We start from the raw sequence: 16,707 nt of genomic DNA on the forward strand, positions 1-16,707 counted from the left end.
AGCTGAGCCCAATCGGCCCGTTCGCGCCGTTCGGCTGTGGCGGTGCGTATGACTACACGCGCCTGGCGTGCAACTTCCGAGGCCGCTGAGATGACTGAGTTGAGCTGCGATGTAGTGATCGTCGGCGGCGGTTTGGCGGGCACCTGGGCCGCCATCGCTGCGGCCCGCGAAGGGGTCAAGGTAATCCTGGTGGACAAGGGCTACTGCGGCACCAGCGGCGTCACCGCCACGGCCGGCCCCGGCCATTGGTGGGTGCCACCGGGCGCGCGCGAAGCGGCCATCGACAAACGCCTGGCCACCGCCTACGGCCTGGCCGATGCACGCTGGATGGCCCGCGCCATCGACACCACCTGGACCAGCCTGCCGGGCCTGCGCGACTACTACGCCTTCGCGCAAAACGACCAGGGCGAAACCCAATACCGTGGCCTGCGCGGCCCGGAGTACCTGCGCGGCCTGCGTCGCCGGGTACTCGACAGCGGCGTGACGATCCTCGACCACCACCCGGCCCTGGAACTGCTGCGCGACGGCAACGGCCGCGTGGTCGGTGCCCGTGGCTGGCGGCGCCAGGCCGGTGGCGACTGGTTGATCCGCGCTGGCGCAGTGGTACTGGCCACCGGCGGCTGCGCGTTCCTCTCGCGGCTGCTGGGCAACCACACCAACACCGGCGACGGCTACCTGATGGCCGCCGAAGCCGGTGCCGAACTGTCGGGCATGGAGTTTTCCAACTACTACTGCATCGCGGCGGCGGGCAGCAGCATGACCCGTTCGATGGTGTACAGCTTCGGCGACTACTTCGACGCAGCGGATCGACCCTTGGCGATCAGCGGCGGCCCCGGCTTTACCGAGGATTTGGCCCGGGCGCTGCTCAACGGCCCGGTGTATTGCCGCTTGAATCGGGTGCCTGCGGATATTCGTGCACAACTGCCGAGTATCCAGCCCAACCTGATGCTGCCGTTTGATCGGCACGGGGTTGATCCGTATCGACAGCGGTTTGCCGTGACCTTGCACCCCGAGGGCACCATCCGTGGGGTGGGCGGTTTGCGTTTGCTGAATGACGACTGCCAGACCAGCGTGCCCGGCGTATTCGCCGCCGGCGACGCGGCCAGCCGTGAACCGATTGCCGGTGCGACGTCTGGGGGCGGTGCGCAGAACTCGGCGTGGGCGTTGTCCACGGGGCAGTGGGCTGGGCGGGGAGCGGCGCGATTGGCCAGGCAGCGCGCGGCGTATCACGGTGCAGTGCGCGGCTTTGATGGCGTTGCCGGCGGCAGCGCGCAGTTGATTCAACGCATCCAGGCCGAGGTTCACCCGCTGGACAAAAACCTCTTCCGCAGCGGCGCGCAACTCGACCGCTCACTGCGCGAACTCGACAACATCTGGGATCAAGTGCGCGCCACCGCCCCCTCAACCAACTCCCTGCGCGACCGCGAAACCGCCGCCATGGCCGCCACGGCGCGCTGGTGCTACACCGCAGCGGCGCAGCGCAAGGAAAGCCGTGGCATGCACCAGCGCAGCGACACACCGCAGCAAAGCGCCCTATACGACGCGCACTTGCGCATATCCGGCGTCGACCTGCTGCACACACGTTTCGACCCCATCCCCCCTAACCCCACACAACCCATGTAGTGAGCGGGCTTGCCCGCGCTGGGTGGCGAAGCCGCCCCAAACCCAGGCACCTCGGCCTTGCTGATACACCGCGGCGTCTGGATTCGGGGCGGCTTCGCCACCCGGCGCGGGGCAAGCCCGCTCACTACAGAATGAGGTAATTATTGGTGATTGAACTGATCTACTCCGACCTCTGCAACGGCTGCGGCCAATGCGTCACCGTGTGCCCCACCAACGTGCTGGCGCTGAGCCCCCAGGGCAAACCCCGGATCGCCGACCAACAGGCGTGCCAGACCTGCTTCATGTGCGAGCTGTATTGCCGCAGCGACGCACTCTACGTCGACCCGGACGCCGAACAACTGCGTCACCCCGATGCGCAGGCAGTGCGCGCGGCGGGGTTGTTGGGCCAGTATCGGCGGGATTCGGGGTGGGATGAATGGAGCAATGATCCTGCGCACCGCAACGAACACTGGCGCATGGATGGGATATTTGCGTTGGCGCGGGAGGTGGGTAGTGGTTTGAAGCAATAACGCTGATTTCAAACCTGCTGATCGATATAAGGTGATTGAAAGACCTCAAATGCAATAAGAGAATAATCAAACTATCAATAATAAATTATTTTGATAATTAACATATAACCAAAAAGAACTTCACAGCGAGTTTTTATGGGCATAACGTTAACCCACTCACCGACCCCTTCTCCAGGCGGAGGTAGCCGAACCCTTTCTTGATCTGCCTGGAGCCTGCATCCCATGGTCTTTACCACCCCTTTCAAACGCCTGCTCCTGGGCACCGCCCTCGCCCTTGGACTGCTCGGCACTGCCGGCGCCGCCGACCAGCAACCGCTGCGGGTGGCCAATCAGAAATCGACGATCAAGGCGCTGCTGGAAGCCTCCGGCGAAACCAGGAATGTGCCTTACGAAATCCAGTGGTCGGAGTTCCCGTCCGCCTCGCCCCTGGGCGAAGCCTTGAACGCGGGGGCTGTGGATATTGGTGCGCTTGGTGACGCGCCCTACGTGTTTGCCCTCGGTGCCGGTGCCTCGCTCAAGGTGGTCAGCATCATCCACGCCGAAGGGCGCAACACCACCGCGCTGCTGGTGCCCAAGGACTCGCCGATCAAGACCGTCGCCGACCTCAAGGGCAAGAGGATCGTCACCGGGCGCGGCTCCATCGGCCACTACCTGGCGATCAAGGCCCTGACCGAGGCCGGCCTGACCACCAAGGACGTGCAGTTCATTTTCCTGCTGCCCAGCGAATCACGCCTGGTACTGGACAACGGCACGGCTGACGCCTGGTCGACCTGGGACCCCTACACCACCGTGGTCACCTCGCAAAGCCAGGCCCGCGTGCTGGTCAGCGGCAACCAGCTGCTGAGCAACCACCTGTACCTGGCAGCCACCAGCCAGGCCATCGCCGACAAGCGTGTGCAGTTGGACGACTTTGTCGCCCGCCTCGACCGTGCCTACGCCTGGGCCAACACCCACCCCAATGAATACGCCGCCGCCCAAGCCAAGATCACCGGCCTGCCGCTGCAAGTGCATGTGGAAGTGGCCAAGGACACCCGCCTGACCCCAGTGGCGATTGACGACAGCGTTATCAGCGGCCTGCAAGCGACCGCCGACACCTATCAAAAAGAAGGCCTGCTGACCAAACACATCGACGTGTCGCAGGGTTTCGACAAGAGCTTTAACGCCAAGCGTGCCCCCAATTCCCAAGCATCGCGCTGATAAAAAGCATCGCGCCAACAGGAGCAGAACATGAGCAAGCCACGTCAACTCAAACTCGGAGCCATGGTCCACGGCGTCGGTCACGGCTGGGGCGAATGGCGCCATCCGCAGGCCCAACCGGACGCCAGCACCAACTTCGGCTTCTACAAGCAGCAGACTGAACTGGCCGAAGCCGCGAAGTTCGACTTCGTGTTCATCGCCGACAGCCTGCACATCCACGCCAAGTCCAGCCCGCACTACCTCAACCGCTTCGAGCCGCTGACCATCCTCTCGGCACTCGCGGCGATCACCACCCACATCGGCCTGGTCGCCACTGTGACCGTCAGCTACACCGAGCCCTACCAGGTAGCGCGCCAGTTCGCGTCCCTGGACCATATCAGCGGCGGCCGCGCCGGCTGGAACGTAGTGACCTCGTGGCTGAGCGGCACCGCCGACAACTTCGGCAAGGCCGAGCACCCGCCCCACGCCGTGCGCTACCGCATCGCCAAGGAACACGTGAACGCGGTCAAGGGCCTGTGGGACTCGTGGGAAGACGACGCCTTCGCCTACAACAAGCACAGCGGCGAATTTTTCACCCCGGGCAAGCTGCACGCGCTGAACCACAAGGGCGAGTTCTTCTCGGTCAAGGGCCCGCTGAACATTGCGCGTTCGCGTCAGGGCCAGCCGGTGATTTTCCAGGCGGGCACGTCTGAAGACGGGCGCAACTTTGCCGCTGAAAATTCCGATGCGATCTTTGTCCATGTAGAGAGCATCGAGGAAGGCCTGGCGTATTCCCAGGACCTCAAGCGCCGCGCCAAGGGTTTTGGTCGCGACCCCGACAGCCTGTCGATCCTGCCCGGCATCCGCCCGATTGTCGGCCGCGATGCCGCCGAAGTGGAAAGCCGCTATCAGCAAGCCGTGGACCTGGTCACCGTCGAGGACGCCATCGTCGCCCTCGGCCGCCCGTTCAACGACCACGATTTCAGCAAATATCCACTGGACGAACCCTTCCCGGAACTGGGCGACCTCGGCTCCAACAGCCAAAAAGGTGGTTCCGACCGGATCAAGCAGGTAGCCAGGGATGAAGGCCTGAGCCTGCGTGAAGTGGCCCTGCGTTTCTCGCGGCCCAAGCGTGATTTTGTCGGCACCCCGGAGCAAGTCGCCGATGCGATCCAGACCTGGTTCGAGCGCGGCGCCAGCGATGGCTTCATCGTCAACTCGGTGCTGCCGGACGGCCTGCAATACTTCACCGAACTGGTGGTGCCGGTACTGCAGCAACGCGGCCTGTTCCGTAGCGAATACAGCGGCCAGACCCTGCGCGACAACCTCGGCCTGGACGTACCGGCCAACCGTTACAGCGTCGCCAACGTAAAAGAAAAACAGGAGGCGCTGGCATGAGCGAATCCCTCAACCGTCAGCTGGCGGACCTGCACGCCGAACGGGTCGCGACCTGGGCGCCGCAAGCGCTGCAGATCAATATCGACCAGCGCCAACGCCTGGTGGCTGAAGCACGCCCCGACGACTACGTGCAGGTCGGCGATGAGCTGGACCCGTTCACCCTGCTCAATGTCGAAGGCGGCGAACTCAACCACGAGTCGCTGCTGGCCGACGGCCCCGCGGTGCTGATCTTCTTCCGCTTTGCCGGCTGCCCGGCGTGCAACATCGCCCTGCCCTATTACGAGCGCCAGCTCTACCCGCGCCTGCGCGAGCTCGGCGTGCCGCTGGTGGCGGTCAGCCCGCAAGTGCCCGAGCGCCTGGTGGAGATCAAGACCCGCCACGCCCTGCAATTGCTGGTGGCCAGTGACCGAGACAACAACCTCGCGCGGCGCCTGGGGATTCTCTACAGCTTTGACGAGGCGTCGCGTAACGCGGCGCTGGCCAAGGGCAACAGCATCGGTGAAACCACTGGCACCGGCACCTGGGAATTGCCGCAGCCGACGGTGGTAGTGATTGCCAGGGATGGCACGGTGGCGTTTGTGCAGGTGAGTCCGGATTGGTTGGTACGCACGCAAGCCGAGCCGGTGTTGCAGGCAGTCGAGCGTTTGCTGGGCCATCAAGCCGTACGACTGGCCATCTAAGCCCACACTCTCCTGTGGGAGCGGGCTTGCTCGCGAAGGCGGTGGTTCAGCGAGTGAATCCGTGGCCTGACACACCGCTTTCGCGAGCAAGCCCGCTCCCACATTTCTGACCGAGTACATTCCCATGACCCAACCGTCACTACGCTCCGTCGAAGTCGCCAATTTCGAAGCCCTGCTCGAACGCCTCAGCGCCGAACTCGCCAGCACCGCGCACCTCTACGACGAAAGCGGCGCCTTCCCCCATGCCAATTTCAAACGCCTGCACGAACACGGCCTGGTCGCCATCACCGTGCCCAAGTCCCTCGGTGGCGGCGGGGCCAGCCTGCCCCAGGCACGCAAGGCGATCAGTGCGATTGCCAAGGGCGAACCCTCCACCGCACTGATCCTGGTGATGCAATACCTGCAACACACGCGCCTGCAAGACAGCAAGACCTGGCCCGCGCACCTGCGCACCCAAGTCGCCGAAGACGCCGTGCGCAACGGCGGGTTGATCAATGCCCTGCGCGTCGAACCCGACCTCGGCACCCCGGCCCGTGGCGGCTTGCCGGCGACCACCGCCGTACGCACCGCCGAGGGCTGGCGCATCAGCGGGCGCAAGATCTACTCCACCGGCAGCCACGGCCTGAGCTGGTTCGGCGTGTGGGGCCGCAGCAATGACGCCGACCCGCTGGTGGGTACCTGGCTGGTGCCCAAGGACAGCCCCGGCGTGACCATCATCGACACCTGGGACCACCTCGGCATGCGCGCCACGTGCAGCCACGAAGTGGTGCTCGACAACGTGCTGGTGCCGCTGGACCACGCCGTCAGTGTCAGCCCGTGGAGCGCGCCGTCGCCGGAACTGGATGCCGAAGGGTTCCTGTGGATGTCGGTGTTGCTGTCCTCGGTCTATGACGCCGTGGCCCAGGCGGCGCGTGACTGGCTGGTGAACTGGCTGGAAGAACGCCAACCGTCCAACCTCGGCGCGGCGCTGTCGACCCTGCCGCGCTTCCAGGAAACCGTCGGCCATATCGACACCCTGCTGTTCGCCAACCGTAGCTTGCTCGACGCCGCCGCCGAAGGCCACACCCCGGCCACGAATGCCGCGCAGTTGAAGTACCTGGTGACCAACAACGCGATTCGCGCCGTCGAGCTGGCCATCGAGGCCTCCGGCAACCCAGGCCTGTCGCGTCACAACCCGCTGCAACGCCACTACCGCGATGTGCTCTGCAGCCGCGTGCACACACCGCAGGACGACGCCGTATTGCAAGGCGCCGGCAAGGCCGCTTTCGCCCAACGCCAAAAGGAGCGCACATGACTCAGGTGATTATTGCCAGCCAGCTGGATGAAGATTTCAACCAGGTGATCCGCGAGCGCCTCGCTGCGATCCACCCCGAGGCCCAAGTCATCGGTGTGCCCGTGGGCGTCCCCAGTGACCTGCCATCCCAGGCAAATATCCTGCTGGCGCGGCCGATCAACGTACGCGGCTACACCGCCCCGGACACCCCGCCACCGGGCTGGCCCTACGGCACGCAGTGGGTGCACCTGGTGTCGTCGGGCATCGATTTCTACCCGCACTGGCTGTTCAACGGCCCGCCGGTGACCACCTCGCGCGGCAGTGCCGCCGACAACCTGGCCGAGTTCGCCCTGGCCGCGATCTTTGCCGCGTCCAAGCACCTGCCGGACATCTGGGTGAAGGACTCACAGTGGAACTTCACCCCGCTGCGCCCGCTCAAGGGCACCACCTTGGGCATTCTCGGTTTTGGCGCGATTGGCGAGCGCCTGGCGCAGAAAGCCCAGGCCCTGGGGATCAACGTTGTGGCGTTGCGCCAGAGCCAGGCGCCCTTCAGCGCAGGCGTGGACGCCGCCAAGGACATCCACGACCTGTTCGCCCGTGCCGACCACCTGGTGGTGGCCGCACCGTTGACCGAGGCCACGCGCAACCTCATCAACCGCGATGTGCTCGCCAGCGCCAAGCCGGGGCTGCACCTGATCAACATTGCGCGGGGTGGCTTGCTGGATCAGGAGGCGTTGCTGCAGGCGCTGGATAATGGCCAGGTTGGCTTGGCCTCGCTGGACGTGACCGAGCCCGAGCCGTTGCCGGATGGGCACCCGCTGTACACGCACCCGCGGGTGAGGTTGTCGCCGCATACCTCGGCGATTTCCACCCACAGTCGCCATGAGATTGCGGATACGTTCTTGGCGAATCTGGAGCGCTATGTGGCCGGTTCTGAACTGGCCAACCTCGCCAAACCCTGACACCACCCAATAAATGGGGGAGCGGGCTTGTGTGGGAGCGGGCTTGCTCGCGAAGGCGGTGAATCAGTCAACCTATTCATAGACTGACACACTGCATTCGCGAGCAAGCCCGCTCCCACATTGGGTATTGGGCGAGCCGGAAATATAATCAGAAAAAAGCAATTAAATAACAAGTACCATGCATATTATTAATAATTAACATATAACAAAACGGACTTTTACGAACGCCTTTCATATCCATATTGTTACAGCCAGCACCGACCCCTGACCAGGTGGAGGCCTTGCCAACCCCCACTTTCTCAGGACATCACCATGAGCCATGCCCGTGTGCCCAGCCGCCTCACCCTCGCCGCTTCCCTCGCCTTGCTCGGCGTCTACGCCCACGCCGATGACACCGCCCTGCCGGTGGTGAATGTCACCGCCGAACACCGCAGCGAAGACCTGCAGAAAACCCCGCTGGCGATTTCCGCATTCGACGAGCAGACCCTGGACGACAAGCAGATCCGCAGCGTGCGCGACCTCTCCGGCCAGGTGCCGAACCTGACCCTCAGTCGCCAGTCGATCTCCTACAGCGCGCAGACCTACGGCATCCGTGGCATCGGCGAAACCGACCCGATCCAGGAAGCCGCCGTGGCGGTGTATGCCGACGACCTGTACATCCCCCGCGCCATTTCCTCGATGCTCGATTTCAACGATGTCGAGCGCGTCGAAGTGCTGCGCGGCCCCCAGGGCACACTGTACGGACGCAACAGCAGCGCCGGGGCGATCCGCGTGATCACCCGCGACCCGAACCAGGAGACCCGTGGTTTCGTCGAACTTGGCGCCGGTAACTACAACGCGCAGAACGGCCGCGTCCTGATCAGCGGCCCGCTGGTGGACAACGCGCTGTTCGCCAGCTTCTCGGCGATCCGCCTGAGCCGCGACGGCACCGTGTCGAACCCGACGCGGGGCAAGGACGTGAACAACGTCGACATCCAGTCCTATCGCGGCAAGCTGCGCTACAAGCCCGAGGATTCGCCGTGGGATGTGCAACTGACCCTGGCCGGCACCTTTGACCGCGGTGACACCACCAGCTATTCGCCCTTCGATGCCAACGGGCATTTCGACAAGTTCAAGAGCTACAGCAGCCTCGACCCGAAAAACCGCCTCGACCAGGGCAGTTCGGTGTTACGCGCCCTCTATGCGATCGACGATCACCTGAACGTCAAGTCGGTCACCGCCTGGTCCTCGTTCAACCAGCCGGTGGACTACGACAACTCCGGCCAGGCCGCGCTGATCCAGAACAACCTGATCCTCTACAAGCAGAACTACGCGACCCAGGAGTTCCAACTCAACGGCGACTACGACGCCTTCAGCTTCAGCACCGGCCTGTACCTGTACCGTGAGCGCTTCGACGCCGACCGCGACAACCTCACCTATTCCATCCCACGCAACCGCGTGATCGGCCAGGGCCAGTACAGCACCACCAACACTGAAAGCTATGCGCTCTACGGCCAGGGCACCTACAAGATCACCCCGCAACTGTCGCTGATCGCCGGCCTGCGCTTTACTCGCGAGCACAAGAATTTCGAGTTCACCAACTACGCGATCAACACCGACCGGCAGATCACCGGCACCAACTTTGCCGCCGAGTCGAGCAAGTCCTGGCAGTCCACCAGCCCGAAACTCGGCTTCGAATACGCCTGGACCCCGCACCTGAACCAGTACGCCTACGTCGCCAAGGGCTTCAAGGCCGGCGGCTACGACAACCGTGCACCGACCCGCGCCGCCGCCGAGCAGGCGTTCTCGCCGGAAGACGTGACCACCTGGGAAACCGGCTTGAAGGGTGACTTCTTCGACCAGCGCCTGCGCGCCAACGTTGCGCTGTTCTACAACGACTACAAGGACCTGCAGACCAACGCCTACGACCCGGCGCTGGGCGTGAGCCTGCGCACCAACGTCGGCCAGGCCCACACCTACGGCGTCGAGCTGGAGACCCTCACCGCCCTGAGCCGCGACTTGCAACTGACCGCCAACCTCGGCTACCTGGAAAGCCAGTACGACGACTTCCAGAACGCCAGCGGCGCAGGCGTGGATGCCAACGGCAAGCACCTGGTGTTCTCGCCGCGCTGGAACGCCAGCGTCGGTCTCAACTACACAATCCCGGCCGGCTTGCCGGGCACCTGGCTGGCGGGCACGGATGCGCAGTTCCAGACCAAGTCCTGGGCCAACGCACTGAACGACGACATCCAGCAAGTGCCGCAGCAAACCTTCTGGAACGCCAACACCCGCTACATCAGCGGCGACGGCCACTGGACCACCACCCTCGCGGTGAAAAACCTGCTGGACCGCGCCTATCCGCAATCGGTGGGCTACGTGCCGTCCAGCGGTGCGCGCTACTACTCGGTCAACGACCCGCGCACCGTGTTGCTGTCAGTGCGCTACGACCTCTGAGGCGCCTATTTGATGCGGTAGTGGAAGGTGTTGCGCACCGCCGGTACGGCGACCGCCTTGCCCTCAACGATGCGCGGTTGGTAGCGGAAGGTGTTCGCCGCCGCCAGTGAAGGCCGCATGAACAATGGATGGCAGCCGTCGAGCACCCGCGGATTTTCCACGCGGCCCTGAGGGTTGACGGTGTACTCCACGGAGCAATCGCCTTCGATGTTCTTGTCCAGGGCGCGCTCCGGGTAGTCCGGAGCTTGCTTGCTCAAGGGCTGGTATTGGCGGCTGTCAAACGCCGGGGCTGCCGCCGGGGCCGCAGGACGGGCGCGTTCGGCGGCCAGGCGTTGTTGGTCCAGGCGCTGCTGCTCCAACTCGCGGTTGCGCTGCTCGGTCGCCAGTCGCTCTTGCTGCTGCGCGATTTTCTGGTCCTCGACCCGCTTGCGGGCCAAGGCGGCTTTCTCCAGCTTTTGCGCCTGGATCCGTGGATCGACCACGGGTTTGGGCGGTACCGGCACGGCAACCGGCTCCGGTGGCGCGGGGGGTGCGACGACCACTGGCTCAGGCACTGGCGCGGGCGCCGGGGGCAGCATCACCAACTGGGTGTGCATCACCCGTGGTGCCTCCACCAGCGGTTTTTCCGTGGACCAGCCCAGCATCAGCGCGGCCAACACACCGACGTGCAGCGCCACCGCGATGCTCGCCGCCAAGCTGTTGCGCCAAAACCCCGCCGTGTCCCGGGGCAGCCTTGCAAGCCTTGGACTGTGCATGATCATCGCCGTCATTGCGTGGCCTCGGTCACCAGCCCCAGGTTGCTCACACCGCCTTTCTGCAACACCGCCATGGCCGCGACCACGCGGCCGTAGCCGGCGTTATCGTCGGCGCGGATGTACACCTGGGTGTCACTGCGCGCCGCCACCACCTGCATGACCTTGGCGCCCATTTCGTCCAGGCTCACGGCGCTGTCGGTCTGGTGCTGGGTATCGAGTTCGCCGCCGAGGTTCCAGTAGTAGCCACCGTCGGCTTTCACCGACAACGTCAGGACCTGCTGGCGCGTGTCGGTGGCCAGCGCCTCGGCGGCGACCTTGGGCAGTTCGATCTTCACGCCCTGGGTCAGCATCGGCGCGGTGACCATGAAGATCACCAGCAGCACCAGCATCACGTCGATATACGGCACCACGTTCATCTCGGCCTTGGGCCCGTGCTTGCGTTGCGGCCTGGTCAGCATCGTCTTGCTCCTCTTTCAGGCGGCTACGGCCAGGTTGATCGGCGTGCCGCGCAAGGTACGGTGCAGGCGCACTTGCAGTTCGTTGCCGAAGGCGTAGTAGCGGGTGAGCAAGGTCTGGCCACGGGCCGCAAAGCGGTTGTAGGCGATCACCGCCGGAATCGCCGCAAACAGACCGATGGCCGTGGCGATCAACGCTTCAGCGATGCCCGGCGCCACCGTGGACAGCGTGGCCTGTTGCACCTGGGACAAACCGATGAACGAATTCATGATGCCCCACACGGTGCCAAACAAGCCGATGTAAGGGCTGACCGAGCCCACGGTCGCGAGAAATTGCAGGCCCTTTTCCAGTTCGATTTCCTGCTCGGTGATCGCCACCTGCAACGCCCGCTCCACCCCTTCGAGCACCGCCGGATCATGGCTGTGCAGGTGCTGGTATTCCTCGATCCCGGCGATAAAAATCGGCGCAATGCCGCCCTCACCCGCCTGCACCGCGTCGCGGTACAGCGGCTGCAAGTCGGGCGCGGCGCGAAAGCGCTGCACAAAAGCGTGCAACTGGCGCTCCAGGCGGCGCAGCACAGTGCCGCGCTGGATGATCAAGTACCAACTGAGCAAGGAAGCCAGCAGCAGCGTGATCATCACCGCCTTGACCAACAGGCTGGCGTCGCTGATCAAACCCCAGATCGTCATATGTTCCATCGTCGCGTGCATGGTGAACTCCTATTCGAATAAAAAGTGATGACCGGGTGATGACGCGTTACGGCAATTTCAGCGTGCGGGTCACCTCGGCCCACGGCACAAACTTGAAGTTCTGGGCCTGCTCGGGCATGCGCTTGCGCCCGTCCTGCACCACCAGCATGCCCTGGCTCCAGGGCCCGCCGAGGTTGATCGCAGTGACTTCCAGGCCATCGGTCTGCGAAGCACCGTCGATACCGGCGTCGGCATTCAGGCCGACGCGAAACGCACCGTGGGTGGCGAACGGCGGTTCGGCATCCACCACCAGGTAGCTGTCGTTGCCCTGGCTGGAGATCACCAGGTAGTCGCGTTTATCGCTCTGGTACAACGCCAGGCCCTCGACGTCCGCATGCAGTTGCGGCCCCACCTTGATCACGCTGGTGAGCTTGGCCGGCTGGTCGGCGCGGGCATCCACCGCCCACACGCCGACGTCTTCTTCGCCGATAAACAGGCGCTGGCGCTGGTCATCGGCCACGCAGCCTTCGGGCTGGCTGTCGACCTTGAACTGGCGCACCAACTCGCCGTGCACGCGGCCGTCCGCGGCGCTCAGGCGGTATTGCAGGAAGGTGCCGTCCTTGTCGTTGGCAATGGCATAGATCTCGCCGCTGGCGGGCTGAAACAGGCAGATGCCGTAGATCGCCTTGAGCGGCGTCGGCACTTCACCGGCTTCGCGTAGCTCGCCGCTGCTGCGGTCGATGCTAAACAGGCTCAGGCTGTTGTGATCACGGTTGCTGGCGACGGCAAGGTCGACGGTCTGCGTGCCCAACTTGAAATTGGGGCGCACGTCGACGTTGTTCAGGCGCCCGACCGCCAGTTCCTGCAACAGCTTGCCGTCCAGGTCATAGGCCAGCAGGCCCTGCTTTTTGTTGGTGCCGAGCACGCGGCTTTTGCCCGGCTGCTCGGGGTGAATCCAGATCGCCGGATCATCCGCTGCATCGCCCTGACGGCCGACAGGATCGGTCTGGCGCATGGCCGCGACCTCTGGAATCACCGCTTCGACCGGCACCGACTTGGCCTGCCAATTGAGCTTGCCCTGATAGAGCTTGCCAGTGTCGTCATCACGCACCAGCAGTTGCTGGCCGCTCACCGCCAGTTGCTCCGGTTCCTTGAGGCCTGGCAGGCTCAGGCTCGATTGCTCGACCCAACGCTCGCCGGTTTGCTGGAGCAGATGCAGTTGCGCCGTCTTGGGATCAAGCGCGATCACACCACCCGGCACCAGCGCCATGGCCCCGGCTTCGCGCTTGGGATTGTCGAACACTGCCACCGGCGTGCGTTTCACATCCGCTTCCGGGTGCGCCGGGTAAGCCCACCAGCCGAGGTTTTCTTCGTTCACCACCAGGCGATTGGCGCCGTCGTCCACCTGGCAGAATTGCGCCGACGGTGGCAACGGCAGACCGCGTACGCGCTGGGGTTCGTTCAACAACGTGGCGCCATTGCCCACCAGCCACTGTTCACCTTTGCCTTCTTTACCCACCAGGAACACAAACAGGTTGGCCGCCGAATCGCGGTACAGGCATAGGCCGTTCACCGCGTAGTCGCGGGTCGGCAGGTAGAGCGGTTTGCCGAAGGTCTTGGCGGAGGCGTCGAGGCTGATCAGCAGGGCTTGCTGGCGATCATTGTCGAGGCTGGCGACCAGGGTCTGGGAACCGGCGGTGCGGGTATCGAGGCTGCTGAAGTTGCCCTTGAAACGGGCCAGTTCGGCACCTTTGGCGTCGACCAGTTGCAAGCCGTCGCGGGGGCCGGCGGTGAGGCGTTCATTGCTATTCACAAAGGCCATGGCCTCAGCATTCAAGCCAGTCGCCCAAGGCGTCAGGGTCAGGTCAGCAGCCATCACAGGTGCGCCGATTGCCAGGGCAACCAGCAAGTACAGTTTGGAAATTCTCATGAACAAACAAATCCTTTGAAAACAATGGAGATCTACTGTGGGAGCGGGCTTGCTCGCGAACGCGGTGGTTCAGTAACAGCTGTGGTGACTGATACAGCGCATTCGCGAGCAAGCCCGCTCCCACATTGGGAATGTGTTGAAGTCAGAAATGGGTGAAGGTCAGGCCTAGCTTGTAAGTCGGGCCGTACTCTTCGTATTGGCCGTTGTAACTGCGATGGCCGGTGTAGACGAAGTACGACTCATCCGTCAGGTTCTGCGCCTCGAAGCTCACTTGCAGGTTCTTGGTCAGCGAGTAGCGCGCGCTGAAATCGACGAAGGTCTGCGCATCGACGTGCAGGTCGTGGGCCTTGTCGTTGATCGAGGCCAGCTCGTACAGATAGGCCGACTTGTAGTTGGCCGACAGGCGCAGGCTGAGCTTGTCGTCTTCCCAACCAAGCATCAGGTTGCCGACGCTGTCCGACTGGTTCGGCAGGCTGATATTGCGTTTGCGGTTGCTGCCGCTGGCACTGTCGAAGCCCTCGATGTCGGCGCTGGAGCGGCTGAACGTGGTGTTGGCGCCGACCAGCAAGCCGTTCCACGGCGCCGGCAGCCAGTCGAACTTCTGCGAGTAGGCCAGTTCCAGGCCGTAGAGCTTGGCACTGTCGCCGTTGGCGTAGGTGTGGGCCTCGGAAAAATTGGTCCAGGCGCCGGTACCGGCCAGGTCGGTGTTGTAGACGAAGTTCTTGATGTCCTTGTAGAACACGAACGCCGAGACAGTGCCGGCGCGCCCCATGAAGTGCTCGATGCCCAGGTCCAGGTTGCTCGATTCCAGGGGCTTGAGATTCGGGTTGCCGAAGGTGGCTTCGTCATCGTCGATCACAAAGCCCGGCGCCAGCTGGCCGAAGGTCGGGCGCACCACGGATTTGGTCCAGGCCGCGCGCACCTGGGTGTTCTTGTCGATCTGGTAGCGCGCATGCAGGCCCGGCAGCCAGTGGTGGTAGCGGCGCTTGGTGTGGTTGTCGCTGAACACGCCGTCGGTGGCGCCGGTGCCTTTGGCGTCGAACTCGGTGCCTTCGTAGCGCAGGCCGGCGATGAAGCGCCAGTCGTCGATGTCGACAGTGTTCATCAGGTAACCGGCGTTGATGTCTTCGCGGATGGTGAAGTCGTTGACCCGCGATTCGGTCTCGTCATAAAAGTCCGCCGCATTCAGGCCGCCGAGCAGTTGCTTGATACCACTGGCGCTGATGCCGGGGCCGTAGTTGCCCAGGCGGTAGTCGACGCTGCCCTTCTGGAACTGGGTGAGGTTGAGCTGTTCGTCGCTGAAACCGAGGTCGTCGAAGTCCTTGTAGGCCCAGGCTTCCAGGTCGTTGGTCTTGTGGCGGCGGCTGACTTTGCCGCCGAACTTGAACTGCGAGGCGTAGCCGCTCAGGTCGTAGTCGCGGGCCAGGTCCAGGCGCAGGTTTTTCTCGGTGTCCTTGGTGTTCTGTTTTTCCCAGTCGACTTTGTCGAGGGTGTAGTTGCTGGCGTCGTAGAAACCGGCGCCGATGATCGGCCGTGGCTTGTCCTTGTCGTAGAAGCCGCTATTGGCGAAGTCGCCGCCGTCGAAGGTCGCACCGGCGATATGCCCCGGGCTGTCTTCGCTGGACTGGCTGTAACCGGCCTGGCCGCTGAGGGTCCACAGGCCAAGCATGCGTTCGCCGCCCAACACGTAGGACTGGATTTCCTGAGTCTCTTCGCGGTTCTTCAACTTGCGCTTGGCTTCGGCATCGCCCAGTTCGCCGGCAGCCAGCGGGTCGGCAAATTCGATGCTGGTGGAGTTGCGGGTCTCGGTGTCCTTGTAGCGGCTGTAGAGGGTGCGCAGGTAATAACTGCTGAGGTCGTCGGGCTTGTAGTCGAAGTTCAGCCCACCACCGGCACGCTCGCGGCTGATGTCGTAGTCACGCTGTTCGAATTCGTTGAGTTTGGCGCCGTCGGTGAAGTCCCAGGCGCCGCCGGTCTCGACGTTGTCCGAGCCGAAGTCACGCTTCTGCCAGCTCAGCGCGGCGGCCACGCCGAAGTTGTCGATGCCGTCGCCAAGGCTGAAACGGTTGCTGGCCGCGCCGGAGAATTTTGGGCTGGTCTGGCTGGTGTTCTTGTCGTAGCTGGCTTCGCTGCTACCTGTGTAGAACAGGCCCTTGTGGTCGAAGGCCGAGAGGCTTTGCACGTCGACGGTGCCGCCGAGGGAGTTGGCGTCCATGTCCGGGGTCAAGGTCTTGATCACCGACAGCGATTGCACCAGCTCCGAAGGCAGCACATCCAGGGCCACGGCGCGGCGTGCGCTTTCCGGGGCTGGCACCAGGGTGCCGTTGATGGTCACGCTGTTGAGGTCCGGGCCCAGGCCGCGCACGCTGACGAAGCGCCCTTCGCCCTGGTCGCGCTCGACGCTGACACCGGGCAGGCGCTGCACGGCTTCGGCGACGTTTTCATCCGGCAGCTGGGCGACGCCGTCGGCGTGCACCACGCTCTTGATGCTGTCGGAAGTGCGCTGCTCCTTCAACGCCGAATCAATCGCCGCCGCCTGGCCGACCACTTCGACGTGCTCGGTGGTGGCCGCCTCGGCCGCATTGAGCCGCTCACTGGCAATCGCCAGGGCCAAGGCGGTAAGCGTGAAGCTGACGAGCCCGGTGCGCTTGTACATGCAATCCTCCCCAAGAATCCGTTGGCGCCAGGCAAGAGGCCTGACAACTGGGAGGGCAAGCTAGGGGTGGGGGATGACGGTTCTGTGACAGGAGTTGGCGCGAAGGCCGGTAAACCGCGGTTTGGAGCGCACCTCAGTGAACAAATGAGCTGAAATGACCTCGGTTT

General features: G+C 63.9%; 13 protein-coding genes. 8 read left to right on the forward strand and 5 right to left on the reverse strand.

The window, feature by feature from the left end:
* The first annotated feature begins 48 nt into the window (after positions 1-48).
* The 8 genes from AC3ISR_RS16390 to AC3ISR_RS16425 all read left to right on the forward strand — a co-directional run bounded on the left by AC3ISR_RS16390 (position 49) and on the right by AC3ISR_RS16425 (position 10,054).
* Positions 49-1,623: an FAD-dependent oxidoreductase gene (locus AC3ISR_RS16390; RefSeq protein WP_463984841.1), complete on the forward strand. Its 1,575-nt coding sequence runs from the start codon at positions 49-51 to the stop codon at positions 1,621-1,623.
* Positions 1,624-1,769: 146 nt separating this feature from the next.
* Positions 1,770-2,132: a 4Fe-4S dicluster domain-containing protein gene (locus tag AC3ISR_RS16395; protein ID WP_463984840.1), complete on the forward strand. Its 363-nt coding sequence runs from the start codon at positions 1,770-1,772 to the stop codon at positions 2,130-2,132.
* A gap of 222 nt (positions 2,133-2,354) precedes the next feature.
* Complete coding sequence (locus tag AC3ISR_RS16400) at positions 2,355-3,329, forward strand: ABC transporter substrate-binding protein (protein ID WP_463984839.1); 975 nt, start codon at positions 2,355-2,357, stop codon at positions 3,327-3,329.
* A gap of 30 nt (positions 3,330-3,359) precedes the next feature.
* Entirely contained in the window at positions 3,360-4,706 is a 1,347-nt protein-coding gene (locus AC3ISR_RS16405) for an LLM class flavin-dependent oxidoreductase (RefSeq protein ID WP_463984838.1), read from the forward strand.
* A complete protein-coding gene (locus AC3ISR_RS16410; protein WP_463984837.1) occupies positions 4,703-5,386 on the forward strand; it encodes a peroxiredoxin-like family protein in 684 nt (227 codons plus the stop codon). Before AC3ISR_RS16405 ends, AC3ISR_RS16410 begins: the two co-directional genes overlap by 4 nt.
* A 124-nt stretch (positions 5,387-5,510) precedes the next feature.
* Positions 5,511-6,680 carry an acyl-CoA dehydrogenase family protein gene (locus tag AC3ISR_RS16415; RefSeq protein WP_463984836.1) on the forward strand — a complete coding sequence of 390 codons (1,170 nt, stop codon included), beginning with the start codon at positions 5,511-5,513 and terminating at the stop codon, positions 6,678-6,680.
* The gene (locus AC3ISR_RS16420) at positions 6,677-7,621 is read left to right on the forward strand and encodes a D-isomer specific 2-hydroxyacid dehydrogenase family protein (protein ID WP_192296404.1); all 945 of its coding nucleotides are present in this window, start codon (positions 6,677-6,679) and stop codon (positions 7,619-7,621) included. Before AC3ISR_RS16415 ends, AC3ISR_RS16420 begins: the two co-directional genes overlap by 4 nt.
* 312 nt (positions 7,622-7,933) lie before the next feature.
* A complete protein-coding gene (locus tag AC3ISR_RS16425; RefSeq protein WP_463984834.1) occupies positions 7,934-10,054 on the forward strand; it encodes a TonB-dependent receptor in 2,121 nt (706 codons plus the stop codon).
* Between the two features lie 5 nt (positions 10,055-10,059).
* On the opposite strand, the gene AC3ISR_RS16430 is transcribed toward AC3ISR_RS16425, so the two are convergent.
* The 5 genes from AC3ISR_RS16430 to AC3ISR_RS16450 all read right to left on the reverse strand — a co-directional run bounded on the left by AC3ISR_RS16430 (position 10,060) and on the right by AC3ISR_RS16450 (position 16,540).
* Positions 10,060-10,824: an energy transducer TonB gene (locus AC3ISR_RS16430; protein ID WP_192296406.1), complete on the reverse strand. Its 765-nt coding sequence runs from the start codon at positions 10,822-10,824 to the stop codon at positions 10,060-10,062.
* On the reverse strand, positions 10,821-11,267 hold the full coding sequence (tolR, locus tag AC3ISR_RS16435) for a protein TolR (protein WP_489324374.1): 447 nt from the start codon (positions 11,265-11,267) through the stop codon (positions 10,821-10,823). The genes AC3ISR_RS16430 and tolR overlap by 4 nt, the downstream gene beginning before the upstream one ends.
* A gap of 15 nt (positions 11,268-11,282) precedes the next feature.
* Positions 11,283-11,975 (reverse strand): protein TolQ, encoded by a 693-nt coding sequence (tolQ, locus tag AC3ISR_RS16440; protein ID WP_192296408.1) that lies wholly within the window; start codon positions 11,973-11,975, stop codon positions 11,283-11,285.
* A gap of 46 nt (positions 11,976-12,021) precedes the next feature.
* Positions 12,022-13,884, reverse strand: coding sequence for a phytase (locus AC3ISR_RS16445; protein ID WP_489324375.1), 1,863 nt, complete (start codon positions 13,882-13,884; stop codon positions 12,022-12,024).
* Between the two features lie 142 nt (positions 13,885-14,026).
* Positions 14,027-16,540 (reverse strand): TonB-dependent receptor, encoded by a 2,514-nt coding sequence (locus tag AC3ISR_RS16450; RefSeq protein ID WP_463984830.1) that lies wholly within the window; start codon positions 16,538-16,540, stop codon positions 14,027-14,029.
* Positions 16,541-16,707 lie beyond the last annotated feature (167 nt).

The organism is Pseudomonas sp. GL_117 (genome assembly GCF_057835125.1).